The sequence below is a fragment of the Mesorhizobium sp. WSM1293 genome (assembly GCF_000513875.1).
Classification (GTDB): domain Bacteria; phylum Pseudomonadota; class Alphaproteobacteria; order Rhizobiales; family Rhizobiaceae; genus Mesorhizobium; species Mesorhizobium ciceri.
The window spans coordinates 51,515-67,472 of sequence record NZ_KI911320.1; the positions used below are offsets into that span (position 1 = coordinate 51,515).

Genomic DNA, 15,958 nt, shown 5'->3' on the forward strand with positions numbered 1-15,958 from the left:
CGTCGGTTCCACAACGCTGCCAGCGCACAATCCGACCGGTCAACGATATGGATTTCGAAGCGCGCAGGTGAACATCCTGGTAATTTGTCGCGTGCATCAGCAACTCTGTCAACCTCAACTTGGCCGCTGCACGAGCGTCACGCAATCCAGTTCATCCACGCCGCCCCATTTGAAAATATGGCTTTCGCGAACGATGAGGCCCGCGCGTTTGGCGTAGGTCTCGAACAGTTTCTTGGTCATGTGATTTCGCGCATGGGGATTGCGACCGTAGTGCCCATCCATCGACGCTGGATAGTTGGAATGGTGGAACAGTCCCATCCCGCCGGGCCGCAGGATTCGGGCCGTGTCCTTGAGATAGCTCTCGACTATATCCGGGCTGAAATGCACCATGGAGTCATAGCAATAGATGGCAGTCTTGCTTTCCGGCTCCACCGGCTCAAAGTTGTAGCCGTTTCCTTTGACATACCTGACAAATGCATACGCCCGCAGTCGATTTCGGCAGAAATCCAGGTTGGCGTCGTGGATGTCCATCAGCGTCAGGCGATCTGTCACATGGGCCACCTGCTCAGCGTGCCGGCCATGCCCACATGACAATTCGAGAACCGACGTCAAGTCCAGTTTGTTGAAGAGACGGCGAAAGTCCGTGTCTTCGTCCCAAAACAGATGCGTCCAGCGCTCGGCGTCGTCATAGTACGGGCTCTCAACCCAAGCGGCACCGACGACCGCTACTGACCTGTCAAGCCTTTTGGTCAGATCGGAATTGGCTATGTTGGCATTGGCAGCGCTTGGTTCTCCTGCCCCTAGTCTGTGTCCCCCCAAATTTGAAGGATCCTCAAAGCGTGGCTTGTCACCCGTCGCGAGGCCGAACTGCTCGTAGAGGCGTTGGGAATATGCGCTTGCCGAAGCTCGGGCCGCCGCTCCCAGGTCGAAGCGGGCGATCGTTTCGGATTGCACCCGCGCGATCTCCTGCAGATGCCTGGCGTCAAAATTCCCTATCGTGACGCTTGATGGGTGCCGTCGGTGCGAATTGGACGCGCGAGGATGAAACGCGATGTCACCTTTCTCCAGCAATCGCAGATACGCGACCCAGTCGCCCGCATTCCGGTAGGATGCGATTTCGTCGAGGCTCCGGTTGAGACTCTCACGCAGCGCCTCCCTTCGAAACAAGACGCCACTGACGTTTGGAATGGTGTTCTTAAGGTAAAGCGCCTCGGCGATTTCCTGGCGGCCGTCCACGACGTAGGGTTTTGTCCAGCGAGACCGGTCGATGTCGGAGACATAGTCGAGATAGTCTTCGGACAAGATGCGGCCGGCGCCGTCCATCTGGCGCGACTGGCAATAGCTCATCACCACCTCCTCGCGCTCGAAGGCGGGCAGAAGCTCGGCGAGAAAATCGGGATCGGCGAGGTCGTCGGCTTCGGCGATCCAGACATAATCGCCGCGCGCCATTTCGACTCCCCGCATCCATTGGCGGAATACCGAGCCTGAATTCTGCGCGTTGGCGACCAGCCGGTATGGAATGTCGCAACCGGTCAGAAATTTCTCGATGACTTCGACACTCTCATCGGTCGAAGCATCGTCAAGCACGATCAACTCGTAGGGCTTTGTCGTCTGATCGACGATGGAACCTAGACGTGCGTCCAGGTATCGGGCGTAGTTGTAATTCGGCACGATGACCGACACCCGCGGCAACGGCTTTTCGGCGTAAATCAGCAGGTCATGCAGGTAATGGCTGAAGCTGAACTCCTGGCGGACGATATCGCGGCCAACGCTGGCGAGACGCCGGGCTTCGCCCGCATTGTCGAGCAGATTGGTGATAGCCTTGGCCATCGCATCGGTGTCGAATGCCTGCACGAGGATTCCGCAATCCCGCTTCAGCAGATCCTGGAAGCCACCAGCGCCCTCAAAGGCAACGACCGGCACTGTGGCATCCAGCGCCTCGAGCACCACCGAGGGGAACGGATCCTCACGCGAGGTCAAGGCATAGATATCCGCGGCGAAATAGTATTCCTGCGGATTTTCCACCAATCCGACAAAGACGAAGCGGCCCTCCAGTCCCGCGTCCTTCACCCGTCGCATTTGCTTGGCGTGAAAGACGGTATCGACATGGCCGACCCAGACAGCAACCGCATCCGGTCTGGATTCCATAACCTTGAGGCAAGCATCAATGAAAAGATCGAGGCCCTTGCGATGGTCGGCATATCCCGCGCATAGGATTATGCTTTCACTTGTCGAAAGCCCTAATCTTGCGCGGACCGCCTCGCGGACCTGCTGACGATCATCGGCGAGGTAGGGCGTACGCAGATAGAGTCCTTGCGGCCTGACTACCGACTGACTGACCGATTGGCCAACAAACTCTTCGAATCCGGCTTTGACGATCTCGGCTGGGAAAACGACCGTATCAGCGCTCTCGACAATGGCTGCGGCAGCATCGGCAAGACCGTAGGACGCCAATATTCCGGGCAGTTCGTGGACGAGGCAAACGGTGCGGAACCCTGCCTGCTTCAGCAACGGGACGAGCTTTCCGGATACGGTGGTGTTCACGACGGCCACTTCGGCGCCGTTGTTTCTGATGGCGGCCAAGCGTTTCAGCACATCGGCATCGCCTTGCTCAGGCAAGTCGATCCTGTGCACGGTCGCGGCGTGGGCGAAACGGCCGAGCAGCGGCCCGTCGCCTAGCACGATGAGATCGGGCTCAAAACCAAGCTGCTTGAACCCCTTGGCCAGGTTGAGAGCCAGCAATTGCGCCCCATGCGGGTGGGCGTCGTGGGAAACGACTACGATTCGGGATTTGCATTTCCTGTTAGCCGCCTCCAGGGCGTCGCGGGTCGCCTGCAGGTAGGCGTGGCCGTTTGCGCTATCGGGCTCCAGATGCGCGCCTTCCGCCCACTCGTTCCAGGCATTGACGAAGACCAGCCGCTCGGATGGCTCGCTGACATGGGCCAAGGTGTCCTCAATGACATTGTCCAGCCATCTACGGTAGAGCGCGGGGGTGTTGTTGATGAACACGGTGCCGCCGCGCTTGCGGCGTGCCGTATTGTCCCAGCCGGGGCAAACCGAACGGAAAAGCTTGTATTTGCGGGATGAGTAGGTTTCGCTGCGTTGCGGGAAAATCGACCAGTCATAGACGGTCGTGGCAAAATCCTCATGCAGCGGCGTCACTGTATGCGTGACATTTGGCGGCGCGGAATTGTTTGGCGGAAACTCCACGGCGGCATCGAACCCGTAGCGATGAGGGGGCACAGATTCGAAGGACTGGGTATAGGCCAGGAAAATCTCGCCGATGCCATTCTCCCGGCACCAAGTCCGCCAGCGCCGCGCTGTCTCAGCCGCCGCCGGGAGCAGGCTTGGTCGATAGACGAGCAGCAGCGGCTTGCCATCGATGCGGATGTAGCGTGGGTCGCGAAGATAAGGCGCGACCTCGGCGATAAAGGCGAGATCGTCCTGGGGGGAGTGATCCTGCGCGATGAGGATCTCCTGATCCATTCCGTCCCAGCGGCGCGACCAATTCTCATTAGCCCAGCAGACGCAGAACGGCATGTCGAGGCTCTTGTCCGCGAGCCAGTTCTCGAGTGGCCTTTCCAAGAGCCGCTTGCCGGCGAACCAATAAAAATAGAAGCAGAAACCTTCCACGCCATAGAGCTTTGCCAGCTCTATCTGGTGGCGCTGAACTGCAGTGTCGAGCAGATCATAATAGCCGAGGGAATCCGGCACGTGAGGCTGATGGTGACCGATGAATTGCGGCTCGGCGGGCCTCACATTGGTCCATTCGGTGAAGCCCTGTCCCCACCATTCATCGTTTTCGGGGATCTGGTGGAATTGCGGGAGATAGAACGCGATGACGCGCACCGGCTTCAGGAGCAGCGGCGGCGCATCGAGAAGCGGCACATAGACTGGTTCGGGCGAGAAGATCGGGCCGGAACTGACCAGCGCCCCGCGCAAGACCATCTCGTTGCTGCCCACAGGCGCTTGGGGCGCCTCCATGCTTCTCCAGGCGCGGTAGGCATTCGTAACACCAAACAGCGAAGGAAAGGTCGAAAACGCCGCTCTCTTCAATTTTCGCTTGAGGTCGATGGAGAGCGGCAGATTGTGCCAGCAACCGTAGGCACCTCGAATCGCCAAGCGGCGGAGCCTTATGCGAACATCGCCGATAGCGCGGACGCGGCTCCCAATCCCCCGCAGAGGCTTGGTCACTCGCCAGGATGTGCTGGCATAAACGGCATCGAGAACATCATGCAACCGGATTTCCTCGGATCGCGCCTCGTCGCGATCCGCAAGCAGCACACTCGTCGCCCTGTGCGCCATCGACAAATTTTCTTGCAAGAGTTCGATCTCTTTGTCTCTCGCAATGATCTGTGTCCGTCCTCGCGCGATCTCTCCGTCTCGCGCGCTGACTTGTGCCCTTGTGCTTGAGATCTCGTCTTTGTGGGTCCGGATTTGTTCGCGCATTTCAGCCATCTCGCTGGAGAAAGCCTCGATGCGTGCCCCGTGACGGCCCACCAACTTCCTGTTGGTTCCGATCTCCTCCTCCATGGTTGTTGACTTCAACGACCATGGATTTCCGGTTTGATCGATCGCCTTGCTCTTCGTGTCGTCGAGAGGAACCACGCTCCCGTCTGCGAGCGCCGCCCGGCCGTGCACGTTGCGCGCGCCGAGGACGTTTTCCGGAATAGGCAGCTTCGTTACAATGCAAAGCGAGTTCAAGAACTCGACGGAATGAACCGACGCGAGAGAAGCTTCGTCGAATGCGACTTGGTGCCTGTCGGCGAAAGTGGCCAAGGCATCGACCCGACGACGATCCAGTCCCCAATGCTCATGGTTGACTACATCAAGCAGGCGTTTGAAAAACGACATCGAGGAAAGCGGATCGTAGAGACCGCCTTCGAACTCCTGCCAATAACTGCAATGCAGATCTTCGGCGATGTACATGCCCCCTTCGGAAAGATGAGGGAAATATCGCGCGAACGAGCGTATTATATCCGAGGATAGGTGCGATCCGTCATCAATTATAATATCATATTTTTCCGACATCGACATGATGTCGCGCTCTGTTTGATCAGTATTGGCGTCACCTACGGCGATCTTTATCTTCCGGCTGTCGAAAACGAGATTTCCGCAAGCCAGATTGACGTCACAGCCAACGATTATCTCAGCATTGGGGAAATATTTCTGCCATATCTCCAGGGAGCCGCCGTTCTGAACTCCGATTTCCAGGATTCGAACCGGCCTGTCTCGATACTCTGAAAAAATATGGTCATAGGTGCTGAGATAGATCGACCATTTATCCGACACTTTGCCGCGATGCGCGTCATACAGGTCACGAAGTGAAAGGACCTGCTTTGCCGTTTTGGCTTTGGCGCGTGCCTTGCCGGCAGGTATCGCGTCGCGCACCGCGTCTGGCGAAGGGTGCTTGTTCATGCCGTCAATGCCTGCTTCGTCTCACCGTCGAGAAGCCGGCGCACCACTGCCTCCGTCGATTGACGCCAGTCCGGTGCATTCCAGCCGAACATGTCGGCGAATTTCGCGTTCGATAGCCGGGAATTGGCGGGGCGGCGCGCCTTGGTTGGGTAGTCCATCGTAGCAATGTCCCGTACCCGCCCCCAGGGACCACCCAACACGCGGCTTGTGTCGAGGATATGGCGGGCAAAGCCGCTCCAGTTGGCCTCGCCGGTTCCGGCCAGATGATAGATGCCGGATGTGGCGGCGCCCTCGTGCAGCCGTGCCGCCGCATGCAGGATTGCGTCGGCGATATCAAGTGCCGATGTTGGATTTCCCCACTGATCGGCCACAACCGAAATCTCGTCGCGGTCGGCGGCCAGCCGCAGCATGGTTTTCACGAAATTCTTGCCGAACGGGCTGTAGACCCATGCCGTGCGCAGGATCAGATGGCGCGGATTGGCCGATGCAACCGCCTGTTCGCCGGCAAGCTTGGAGGCGCCATAGACGCTGGCTGGTGCGGTCACGTCGGTCTCGACATAGGCTGCGTCCTTGGTGCCGTCGAAAACATAGTCGGTCGAAAGATGGATGACGGGAACGCCAAGCAGCGCCGCCGCTTGCGCCACCTTGCCGGCGCCGACGGCGTTCACCGCGAATGCCAGATCGGGCTCGTCCTCGGCCTGATCCACCGCCGTGTAAGCGGCAGCCGACACGACGATATCCGGCTTCGCGGCCGCGATGGCTTCGATCACCGTGTCGGGTCTTGCGAGGTCGAGTTGCGGACGGCCAATGGCGATGACCTCAACGCCGGCGGCCGCCTGGGCGGCCTCCAGGAGGCTTGCCGCGACCTGCCCGTCGCGTCCGGTGACAACCAGCCTCACGCCGCCCCCTTGCGTGCTTCGCCCAGCCGTTCACCGGCATAGCGCTGCTCGCGGATCGGTCCCCACCACCATTTGTTGTCGAGAAACCAGTCGACGGTCTTGGCGAGGCCGCTGTCGAAATTCTCATTGGGCGTCCAGCCCAGGTCCCGGCCTATCTTCGAGGCGTCAATGGCATAGCGGCGATCATGACCGGGGCGGTCGGTGACGAAGGAAATCAGGTCGCGATAGCTCTTGCCCCCTGCCCGCGGCCGCCTGCTGTCGAGCAGATCGCAGATCGTCTCGACGACGCCAAGGTTCGTCCGCTCGGAATTGCCGCCGACATTGTAGCTTTCGCCCGGCAGTCCCCTGGTCGCGACAAGTTCCAGCGCGCGCGCGTGATCCTCAACGAACAGCCAGTCGCGCACATTGGCGCCGGCGCCATAGACCGGCAGCGGCTTTTCATCGAGCGCGTTGAGGATGACCAGCGGGATCAGCTTTTCGGGAAAGTGATAGGGTCCGTAGTTGTTCGAGCAATTGGAAAGTACGACCGGCAGGCCATAGGTTTCGTGCCAGGCCCGCACCAGATGGTCCGAGGCCGCTTTCGAGGCGGAATAGGGCGAGGATGGCGCGTAGGGCGTTTCCTCGACGAACATGCCGCCATCGAAGGGAAGATCGCCGAACACCTCATCGGTCGAGACATGATGGAAGCGGAAATGGCTCTTCCTGTCCTCGGGCAGGCCGCGCCAGTACTCCAGCGCGGCATTGAGCATCTTGTAGGTGCCGACGATGTTGGTCTCGATAAAGGTGCCCGGCCCATCGATCGAGCGGTCGACATGGCTCTCGGCGGCAAGGTTCATGACGATGTCGATATCGTCGCGCCGGAGGACATCGAGCACGGCCCTTTCGTCGCAGATATCGGCCTGCGCGAAGCGATAATTGTGTGCGTTCTCGATCGGCCGCAGCGAGGCCAGGTTTCCCGCATAGGTCAGCTTGTCGAGATTGGTCACCCGATAGGCCGGGTTGGCGCATAGATGCCGGCATACCGCCGAACCGATAAAGCCAGCACCGCCCGTCACCAGAAAATTCATGCCGCTGTCCTCAAATAACCCATCAGGCGAACACCTCGGCGGCAGCCAGCAGCGGCGCCTTGAGGTCCTTGTCCGAGAGCTGGAACCCGCCGGTCAATGACGGCCATTCGATGCCGATGGCGGGATCGTCGAAACGGATCGACCGGTCATGCGCCTGCGAATAGGTATCGGTCACCTTATACAGGACCTCGGTGTCGGGCACGAGCGTCACGAAGCCGTGCGCGAAGCCTTTCGGCACCAGAATCTGGTTGCCCTTTTCGGCCGACACTTCGAGAGCGACCCATTTTCCGAAAGTTTTGGAGCTGCGGCGAATGTCGACCGCAACGTCGAGAATGCTGCCCCGGATGACGCGCAGCAGCTTGTCCTGGGCGCGCGGCGCAAGCTGATAGTGAAGCCCTCGCAAGACGCCCGCCGCGGCGGAATAAGAATGATTGTCCTGCACGAAAGCCAAGTCTATGCCGGCCTGCGAAAAGCGCTCGGCATTGTAGGTTTCGACGAAGAAGCCGCGCGCGTCGCCATGTCGCTTCGGAACGATTTCCAGCACGCCATCGATGCCAAGGGGCCTGACTTCCAGCACCTAGCCCTCCGACAGGTCGACGACACGCCGGCGCAGATAGGCGGCATATTCGTTCTTGCCCAGGTGATCGGCGCGACGCAGAACCTGGTCCACAGTCAGCCAACCCTGTTCAAAGGCGATCTCTTCGGGACAGGCGACCTTGATGCCCTGGCGGTGCTCGATGGTGCGCACGAAGGACGAGGCCTCATGCAGGCTGTCATGGGTGCCGGTGTCGAGCCAGGCATAGCCGCGCCCCAACCGATGCACATGCAACTGGCCGCGCTCAAGGTAGACATTGTTGACCGCCGTGATCTCGAGCTCACCGCGCGCCGAGGGACGGATGGAAGGGGCGATGTCGACGACATCGTTGTCGTAGAAGTAGAGACCGGTGACCGCCCAGTTGGATTTCGGCACCTGCGGCTTTTCCTCGATCGTCAGCGCCGTTCCCGTGGCCTTGTCGAAGGAAACCACGCCATAACGCTGGGGATCCTCGACATGATAGGCGAACACCGAAGCGCCCTTTTCGCGCGAGGCAGCGTCGCGGCAAAGCTGCGACAGCCCATCGCCGAAATAGATGTTGTCGCCGAGGATCATCGACACGTTGTCCTTGCCGATGAAATTGCGGCCGATGATGAAGGCTTCCGCCAGCCCGTTGGGCTGCGGTTGCTCGGCATAGGACAGGTCGAGGCCGAACTCCGATCCATCGCCAAGCAGATCGCGAAAAACCGGCAGGTCGCGCGGCGTCGAAATGATCAGAATTTCACGGATACCCGCGAGCATCAGAACGCTCAGCGGATAATAGATCATCGGCTTGTCGTATATTGGCAGAATTTGCTTAGAGACAGCTAATGTTAGTGGATAAAGACGCGTTCCACTGCCTCCAGCAAGGATAATTCCTTTCAAGAAGCTCTCCTCGACATGCCTGAACCCCCCGGCCCAGCCGCCCGTGCTTAGGTTCCATGCAATGGCTTGTCAATCTCGGCGTTCGGCAAATGACCGGGCCACGGTCCAGCGCCAACCCTTGGCCAATTCCGGGCGACGCATTGCTATCGTCTTGCCAAGGCCGGCCTGACGGGAACAAGCAGATTGTCATCATGGGCGGCGGTCGACTCGCCTCTTTGACTCAGCCGCTCAGCAAGTCCCTTGTGAAAGATAACGCCATTCATATAGGCGAAGGTCATCGCCAGCGCCGCCGTTCGCAAGGGATAATCGACCAGGGAATGAACGAGAAGAAACGACACTGAGAGAAACGCCATTTTCTGCAGCGGATCTCGCCGTGCCGTGACGGAAAACGCAAAAAGCAATATCGAGTAGGCTGCGACCAGAAAGACAACAGGAGCGCCACCTTCAAGTGCCAATTCCAGATAATCATTGTGGGCGTGATTGACGTAGGGCTTGAAGATCATCTCTCCCTTTTCGTAAATCTGGTAGACTTTTGGGAAACTGCCAAAGCCCACGCCCGTCGCCCAGTTCTCTTCAATTCCCGCGATCGTCGTGCGGGCAAATTCGGCCCGTCCAAAGGCCGGGTCAACCACTTCCGCATCGATTTTCGTCCACGCCCCGATCGTGTAGAGCGAAAGCCCGATGAAAACAGCGGGTATTCCATACCCGCCCAGCCTCGAGCGCGCGGACAGAAAGACGACTGATACTATGGTGATCGCCAGTCCTATCAGAATACCGGCGCGCGAACCGGCGGCAAGAAGCAACAGCAGCAGCGTTATCAAGCCGAGCGACCCGGACAGAAGATGCCCGCGAAACAGGCCGTAGTACACGACGAAGGGGATGGAGACGAAGAGCAAAGCTGAAAAATGGTTCTGGTTGGCAAACAGTCCCGCATTGATCGTGAACGGCAACAAACCCTGTATGGCAACCGTATCGGAGAGCGAATACTGGATCGCCGCAGCCAGTCCGTTACAGATGACACCCATGAAAAAGAAGGGCAGAAGGCCGTAGACCTGATCTGGGCGCAGGCGGGTGACGCTCAGAAAGAATGCAGCCATCGCCACGAAATACAACAGACACTCGATCGTACGTCCCACGCCGACACTGACGAAACGCAGCCCGGTTTCACCGCTCAGCCACGGATTTGCAAGTAGAACCTCAGGCCGCAATCCTCTCAACAGGGCGGCTGGCAGCGGCACGATTTGAAAACAGAACACGACAAGGCCCAGAGCAAGCAACCACAGGGCCGAGCGAGGGATGCCGTGCCCCGACGGCCTTGAAAAGACGGCCGCGGCCGAGACGATCGCCGCCACCTCGATCAGTGCTTCGGTGTAGAGACCGCTCGCGGTGCCGCCGCCAATCAGCACCGACAGGAAAAGAACCGACCCAAGCAGATATTTTTCCCATTCCGTGGGCCGGGTTGACCGCTCTCTCAAGATGAAACTCTTTCGATGCTCAATTTGTGCATGACCAACGTGCCAACGTACCGAAATCGCCAACTCTCAGCGATGGCAGCTGTTTCCAGCCGCAACAATTGCATGGGACACGCGCTTGGTCCGATCGCGAAATCCAGGCTCAACTCCCGCCGATCGAACGTGCCTTCCGGAATGTCGAACCGAGCTATTTCGCCCGCCGGATCCGCGCATCTGATGGACCAGAACAACTGCTTGGGTAGTTTCAGGTTTCTCGCGGAAGCGATCAGGGAAATCCTGTAGGAGCCGGGAGGCAGTTCGACATATTGCTGGAGCGCGGCGTTCTTCACCGGCGTATTCAGAAATCGGACAGTCGCTCCGATATCGCCTTCGCCGGCATCGCGCGCCCCGGCAAAGGTAATTTCCAGACCGGAGCGGTCGCGAACCTGCCAGTCGAATGGCTTGCCGCTGAGGATCTGTTCAAAGCCGCCGTTAAAAATGTATCCGGCCAGTGTCCGCTCCTGATCGGACAGACTGAACAGGAACAGCCGGTAAGCCGCCTCGTATTCCTTCTGCCGGATGTACCCGTTGATTACGGCAGACAATTCCTTCGACGTCGGTCGTGAACTCGATCCGGCAAGGTCCAGCAACAGTTGATTTGCGACGCGCAGGCCCCGCGGATCCTTGCCAAGCGCGGTGAAAAGACTGGATCTCCACGGTGCCTCGATCCTTAAGGCTGCCAGGACAGCCTGATATCCGTCCCGGTTTGAAAGAATAGCCGGCAAGCCCGCCGCAATGACTGGAAATCTGTCGGGCCACCGGCGCAGCAACGTGTCGATCTCGGCAACGGCCTTTGACAGATCGCTCACCTCGATCGAGCGATCGATCGATCTCTGAAGCGAATGGATTTCAGTCTTGGACAGCTTTCGAGCCTGGTCGAAGAGTTCAAAAGCCGCGTCTTTCTCGCCTTGTCGATACTCAATCTCGCCTATCAGGCTGTAGAGCCGGGCATCGGCGACATTGAAACGAAGCGCGCCCTTGGCCTTTGTTGCCAAGACGTCGAGATCAACACCGTCGCCTGTTTCGCTCAACCGGCCGGCAATTTCGCCCTCAAGGCATCTATGTTCAATGGATCGAGCGCAAGTGAAACAGCCGGCGCTTCCGACTCAAGAAGCCGACTTAGCCCCATCGACGAAACCGCCAACACCAGAACGGAGGCGACGAACCAAACGCCTGAACGCCGGAGATTTCGCGTGAGCGGGCTGGCCTGCTCCGTCATCGACTTTGCCCTCAATTTTCGGGGTACTCGCGCCATAGTCGTAGTACTGATAGTTCATGTATTTATAGGCGTAATTGTAATCGAACTTGTTGACCGTAAATTTCGACATCGCCGCTCCGATCACATTCGCACCGGCTGAGCGCAGACGCTTGAGTGCCGTTTTGGCTGACTTGCGTGTGACCTGATTGGTCGAAACGACCATCAATGTGCCTTCGGCAAGCCGGCTGAGGATTGGTGCGTCGGAAAGACCGACGACCGGCGGGGCGTCAATGATGACCAGATCGAAGCGTTTGCCTAGGTTGGTCAAGATCAACGCCATCTTCGGCGACGAGAGCAGGTCGGCCGGATTCGGCGGAATCGTTCCGGACGTCAGCACGGTGACATTGGGATATTTCGTCGGTCTGAAAATGCCCGGCAGATCGTCCTTGCGAACGGTATTTGTCAGCAGGTTGCTCAACCCGATCGCATTGTCGAGGCCGAACAGCCGGTGCAGGTTGGGTTTGCGGAGATCGCCGTCGACAAGCAGAACCCTTGCGCCGAGTGCCGCGAAATCCTGGCCAAGCTTGAACGACGTGGTCGACTTGCCTTCCGACGGTTCCGAACTGGTCACCAGCAGCGATCGCGGCGCGCCCTCCGCACCTGAGAACTGCAGCGATGTTCGCAGCGAACGATAAGCCTCGGAGAGCCCGGATTTTTGATCGGCGATGCTGGCTTCGCGGTCATCGACAAGCGGCAGGACGCCAGCCCGCCCTTCTACCGCCTATTTTGGCCGTACCACGTTCCCTTGCCGGTTCCATGTTGGGCCAGATGGTTCGCGTCGACCAGAATGGCCAAGTGTTTTTTGACGGTGTTTCGGTTTGCACCTGTCAAGTTGACGATCTCGCTGATGGTTATGCGCCCACGCTCGTTGATGGCCTCAACGATTTGCAGAGAGAGTTCGGGCAACCTGCCGAGCACAAGGCGTTCCCGCTCGATTTTTTTCTCCAACCTCCGCTTTTGCTGCTGCAGAGCGCGCAGGAAGTACACAGCCCATGGCTGCCAATTTGGGTTCGGGCTGCGGATCGTCTTCTGGGTCTGGCGTAGCGCCAGATAGTAGCCTTCCTTGCTGTTCTCAATCACGCTTTCGAGGGAAGAGTAAGGCACATACACATATCCGCTGCGCATCAGCAGGAGCGTCGTCAGAACGCGCGACAGCCGTCCATTGCCGTCCTGGAATGGGTGTATCTCCAGAAACACCACCGTGAAGATTGCGACGACAAGCAGAGGGTGCAGGCTTTGCTCGTTGAGTGTGTCGCGTGTCCACTCGACAAGCTCTTTCATCCGCTTCGGCGTATCGAAAGGCATTGCCGTTTCGAAGATGACGCCGATCTCTTTTCCGTCGGCATCGAACGCACTGACATTATTGGCGAGCGTCTTATATGCACCGCGATGGCGTTCATCCTTGTTGCTGAACGCCAGCAGGTCACGGTGTAGCTGTGTCAGGTGGTTTTCGGTCAAATCAATCGCATCGAAATGCGTGAAGATCATTTCCATGACCTGCGCATATCCGGCGACTTCCTGCTCGTCTGGGGATTCAAAGAACTTGAGGTCGAGTTTGGCGAGCAGCCGCTCCACTTCGCCGTCAGTGAGCCTGCTTCCTTCGATACGGGTAGAAGAGCCGATGCTCTCGATGGTCGCAATGCGGCGCAGAGCCAATAGGCGCTCTGGAGCGAGCGCGCCCAGCGCTCGCCAAGCCCCTTTGAATTCGTCGATCTCTGAGACCAAAGCAAGGGTTTCAGGCGTGATTTGCAGGAAACCGATCTTCATGGCCATACCCAAAAATATACCCAAAAATACCCAATAGCTCAAGAATCGACCTTACCCAATAAAGCACCCCCGGCGCCTTGTATGGGAAACGCCCAGTCACAAGACAAACGGATCGGAGAGTGGATTCGACAACAAAATTCAAAAGGTGCATGATGGGTTTGGTGTCGGGGGATACCTTCATGAATTGGCGTTGGTTTTCGACCGCAATAGTTGTTGCGTTCATCTCAGGCTGCACTACCGACTATTTGAATAATTATGACTCGGTGACGTTCGCTGCCGGCGATGCGGACCGCTCAAATATGCTTTTGCAAACCGTCGATCCGTTCAATCCGAATAGCCAAAACACGCGTATCGAAGGCGACGGAGCGCGCGCCGTGGCAGTCTTCAACGGATACCGAGGTGCGACCCGAGCCCGTAGCGCTGATTTGGACTGTGCAGGCGGCAGCGGAAACAATGCAGTGGTTGCCCCTGGGATGCAGATCACAGGCTCTGATCCTAACAGGCTCGATGGTGACCGCGACGGCATTGGGTGCGAGGGAAAATAGGTTGTCTCGAGCAAGGAAAGGAGGGCTAGGCTGGCTCGCAGTCATTGCGTTGGTCGCCTATTATTATCCCGTTCCGCACCAGAGACCGGGCATTACCTCGCCAAATCCAAAGGCCACCGTTGAGATCAGACCGGAGGCCAGCAATCTGAGCCAGAGCGTTACACGGCAGGTCGAGGAACCGGCCGCACACAGTCAGCAAACCAACGGGGAAGTGCTTCAAGGCCGCGCATCGGCAGTTGATGGCGACACAATTGAGATCAATGGGACGCGCGTTCGGTTCAACGGCATCGACGCACCCGAGTTTGATCAACAGTGCGAGGATGCGAAGCACTTTCGGTATTCATGTGGATGGCAGGCCAAAGCTTCCCTCGAAAAATTCATGGCTAAATCGAAGCCCTTACGATGCGAGTTTGTCACTTGGGATCAATACGGACGCTTCGTTGGCAATTGCTACCGGGCGGACGGAGCCGACGTCGCGGCCTGGCTCGTCAAGAATGGGCTGGCCCTCGACTGGCCCAAATACAGCCATGGCAGCTATGCATCCCAACAAGCTGTCGCCAAGGCTGCCAAGCTCGGCTTGTGGAAAGGCTTCTTCGAAGACCCATGGACGTGGCGCGCCGAGCACGCCGAAGGTACGCAGCCCGCGGCCGATCAGCCTCTCGGTATCATAGGCCGTCAGGCTCAGTCACAAGGCTATTCGTGCGAGCCTCGCCGTAAATGCTCTCAGATAGGCTCTTGCGCTGAAGCCCAATGGTATCTCAGCAACTGCTCATGGGGCGGCAGGCTGGATCGCGACAGTGACGGGATTGCGTGCGAAACGCTATGCTAAACACCGAGGACGACGGAGGACTGGTCAGTGGCCCAACAGTCGAGAAATTCCGGTTTGGAACCCCTCCTTCTTCTCTCTTGTCGGTCGGTGCGGGTACACTGGTTTGCCCCTACGGTGATCTATTACCGGGGCTAGTCGCAACAGGATGTCCTCGTTGGGGCTTGCTGATCGGTTCGCTGCTAGGCACATTCACCGCATGTGCAATCTCTACAACATCACCACGTCACAAGAGGCGGTCCGCCAGTGGACCCGGACTTTGCGGGACATCCTAGGCAACCTTGAACCGTCCGTTGACATCTATCCCAACCAGCCCGGCCCAGTGGTGCGAAACGCCCCTGAAGGCCGTGAGCTAGCCAATCTCCTGTGGGGAATGCCGACGCCGGCCGAGCGCGTCAAGGGCAAGGCTGACTACGGCACTACCAACATTCGCAACCCGCAGTACAGCCATTGGCAGCAGTATGTCGGCGTCGAGAACCGTTGTGTGGTGCCGGTAACAAGCTTCGCAGAGCCCAGCCCAACTCCCGGCGATAGGGACCCCGAGACAGGCATTCAGCGGAACTATTGGTTCGCGCTCAATGAGGACCGCCCGTTGTTCTTCTTCGCTGGCCTCTGGACGCCATGGCATGGGGTCCGCAAGGTAAAGGACGGCCCCGGCGATTTCGAGCTTTACGGTTTCATGACGACCGCGCCCAATGCCCTCATCAAGCCGATCCATGAAAAGGCCATGCCGGTGATCCTGAGGACGCAAGAGGAAACAGAGACGTGGCTGACAGCGCCATGGTCGGAAGCGAAGCGGCTACAACGCACGGCGCCGGATGATGCTCTTGTGATTGTCGAGAAGCCTGCCACACAGATCAAGTTTCCCGAGCAGGCACCGGTACCCCCAACCCAAGGCTCGTTATTCTAGATGGCTGGCCTTCGGATACTCTCGGACGTTGCACCGGGCCTTGCGATTGCCATCTTTCTTACAATCTTGGTCGTGGTGTTTTTTCGCCGTAAGCGGCGTTAAGCAAATCGGCGGCACGTGATTGAAATATTGGGCTGTTAGCGCCAGTTATTCATCCCTCCAGATCACGCGTCGCACCATGCGGATTTCAACAAGTCGCCTCACGCGTATCTTCATGCCCTCCGATGCGCTTGGCAGCAGGATATCCACATCAAGCTCGCGGCGTTTGCAGCGCTCGCAGCGCATGTGCCGGTCAACG

Annotated in this window: 12 protein-coding genes; 3 read left to right on the forward strand and 9 right to left on the reverse strand. The window is 58.5% G+C overall.

Annotation, left to right across the window (positions count from 1 at the left end; genetic code table 11):
* Window positions 1–114 precede the first annotated feature (114 nt).
* The 9 genes from M729_RS1000000136730 to M729_RS0132865 form a co-directional block, all read right to left on the reverse strand.
* A complete protein-coding gene (locus tag M729_RS1000000136730; protein ID WP_050596408.1) occupies window positions 115–5,418 on the reverse strand; it encodes a glycoside hydrolase family 99-like domain-containing protein in 5,304 nt (1,767 codons plus the stop codon).
* Window positions 5,415–6,317: a dTDP-4-dehydrorhamnose reductase gene (gene rfbD, locus M729_RS0132830; protein ID WP_027164109.1), complete on the reverse strand. Its 903-nt coding sequence runs from the start codon at window positions 6,315–6,317 to the stop codon at window positions 5,415–5,417. The genes M729_RS1000000136730 and rfbD overlap by 4 nt, the downstream gene beginning before the upstream one ends.
* A complete protein-coding gene (gene rfbB, locus M729_RS0132835) occupies window positions 6,314–7,384 on the reverse strand; it encodes a dTDP-glucose 4,6-dehydratase (protein WP_027164110.1) in 1,071 nt (356 codons plus the stop codon). Before rfbB ends, rfbD begins: the two co-directional genes overlap by 4 nt.
* Before the next feature lie 22 nt (window positions 7,385–7,406).
* On the reverse strand, window positions 7,407–7,961 hold the full coding sequence (gene rfbC, locus M729_RS0132840) for a dTDP-4-dehydrorhamnose 3,5-epimerase (protein WP_013532726.1): 555 nt from the start codon (window positions 7,959–7,961) through the stop codon (window positions 7,407–7,409).
* A complete protein-coding gene (gene rfbA / locus M729_RS0132845; protein ID WP_027164111.1) occupies window positions 7,962–8,843 on the reverse strand; it encodes a glucose-1-phosphate thymidylyltransferase RfbA in 882 nt (293 codons plus the stop codon).
* A 143-nt stretch (window positions 8,844–8,986) separates the two neighbouring features.
* The gene (locus tag M729_RS0132850) at window positions 8,987–10,381 is read right to left on the reverse strand and encodes an O-antigen ligase family protein (protein WP_245267682.1); all 1,395 of its coding nucleotides are present in this window, start codon (window positions 10,379–10,381) and stop codon (window positions 8,987–8,989) included.
* Window positions 10,315–11,385 (reverse strand): hypothetical protein, encoded by a 1,071-nt coding sequence (locus M729_RS01000000136365; RefSeq protein WP_245267683.1) that lies wholly within the window; start codon window positions 11,383–11,385, stop codon window positions 10,315–10,317. Before M729_RS01000000136365 ends, M729_RS0132850 begins: the two co-directional genes overlap by 67 nt.
* Before the next feature lie 75 nt (window positions 11,386–11,460).
* Window positions 11,461–12,309 carry a CpsD/CapB family tyrosine-protein kinase gene (locus M729_RS01000000136370; RefSeq protein WP_348626692.1) on the reverse strand — a complete coding sequence of 283 codons (849 nt, stop codon included), beginning with the start codon at window positions 12,307–12,309 and terminating at the stop codon, window positions 11,461–11,463.
* A gap of 17 nt (window positions 12,310–12,326) precedes the next feature.
* Complete coding sequence (locus M729_RS0132865; protein WP_156949364.1) at window positions 12,327–13,379, reverse strand: DUF977 family protein; 1,053 nt, start codon at window positions 13,377–13,379, stop codon at window positions 12,327–12,329.
* A gap of 119 nt (window positions 13,380–13,498) precedes the next feature.
* Here M729_RS0132865 and M729_RS0132870 point away from each other — a divergent pair, with 119 nt between their 5' ends.
* The 3 genes from M729_RS0132870 to M729_RS0132880 all read left to right on the forward strand — a co-directional run bounded on the left by M729_RS0132870 (window position 13,499) and on the right by M729_RS0132880 (window position 15,660).
* The gene (locus M729_RS0132870; protein ID WP_245267684.1) at window positions 13,499–13,924 is read left to right on the forward strand and encodes a calcium-binding protein; all 426 of its coding nucleotides are present in this window, start codon (window positions 13,499–13,501) and stop codon (window positions 13,922–13,924) included.
* Window positions 13,925–13,973: 49 nt separating this feature from the next.
* Window positions 13,974–14,753, forward strand: a complete 780-nt coding sequence (locus M729_RS1000000138180) for a thermonuclease family protein (protein ID WP_245267685.1) — start codon at window positions 13,974–13,976, stop codon at window positions 14,751–14,753.
* Window positions 14,754–14,949: 196 nt separating this feature from the next.
* On the forward strand, window positions 14,950–15,660 hold the full coding sequence (locus M729_RS0132880) for an SOS response-associated peptidase (RefSeq protein WP_027164115.1): 711 nt from the start codon (window positions 14,950–14,952) through the stop codon (window positions 15,658–15,660).
* Window positions 15,661–15,958: the final 298 nt, after the last annotated feature.

Excerpts from the sequence above, each read along its gene's own strand:
- M729_RS1000000136730 (WP_050596408.1), bottom strand. The coding sequence starts at position 5,418 with ATGAACAAGCACCCTTCGCCAGACGCGGTGCGCGACGCGATACCTGCC.
- rfbB (WP_027164110.1), bottom strand. The coding sequence starts at position 7,384 with ATGAATTTTCTGGTGACGGGCGGTGCTGGCTTTATCGGTTCGGCGGTA.
- M729_RS0132865 (WP_156949364.1), bottom strand. The coding sequence starts at position 13,379 with ATGAAGATCGGTTTCCTGCAAATCACGCCTGAAACCCTTGCTTTGGTC.
- M729_RS0132880 (WP_027164115.1), top strand. The coding sequence starts at position 14,950 with ATGTGCAATCTCTACAACATCACCACGTCACAAGAGGCGGTCCGCCAG.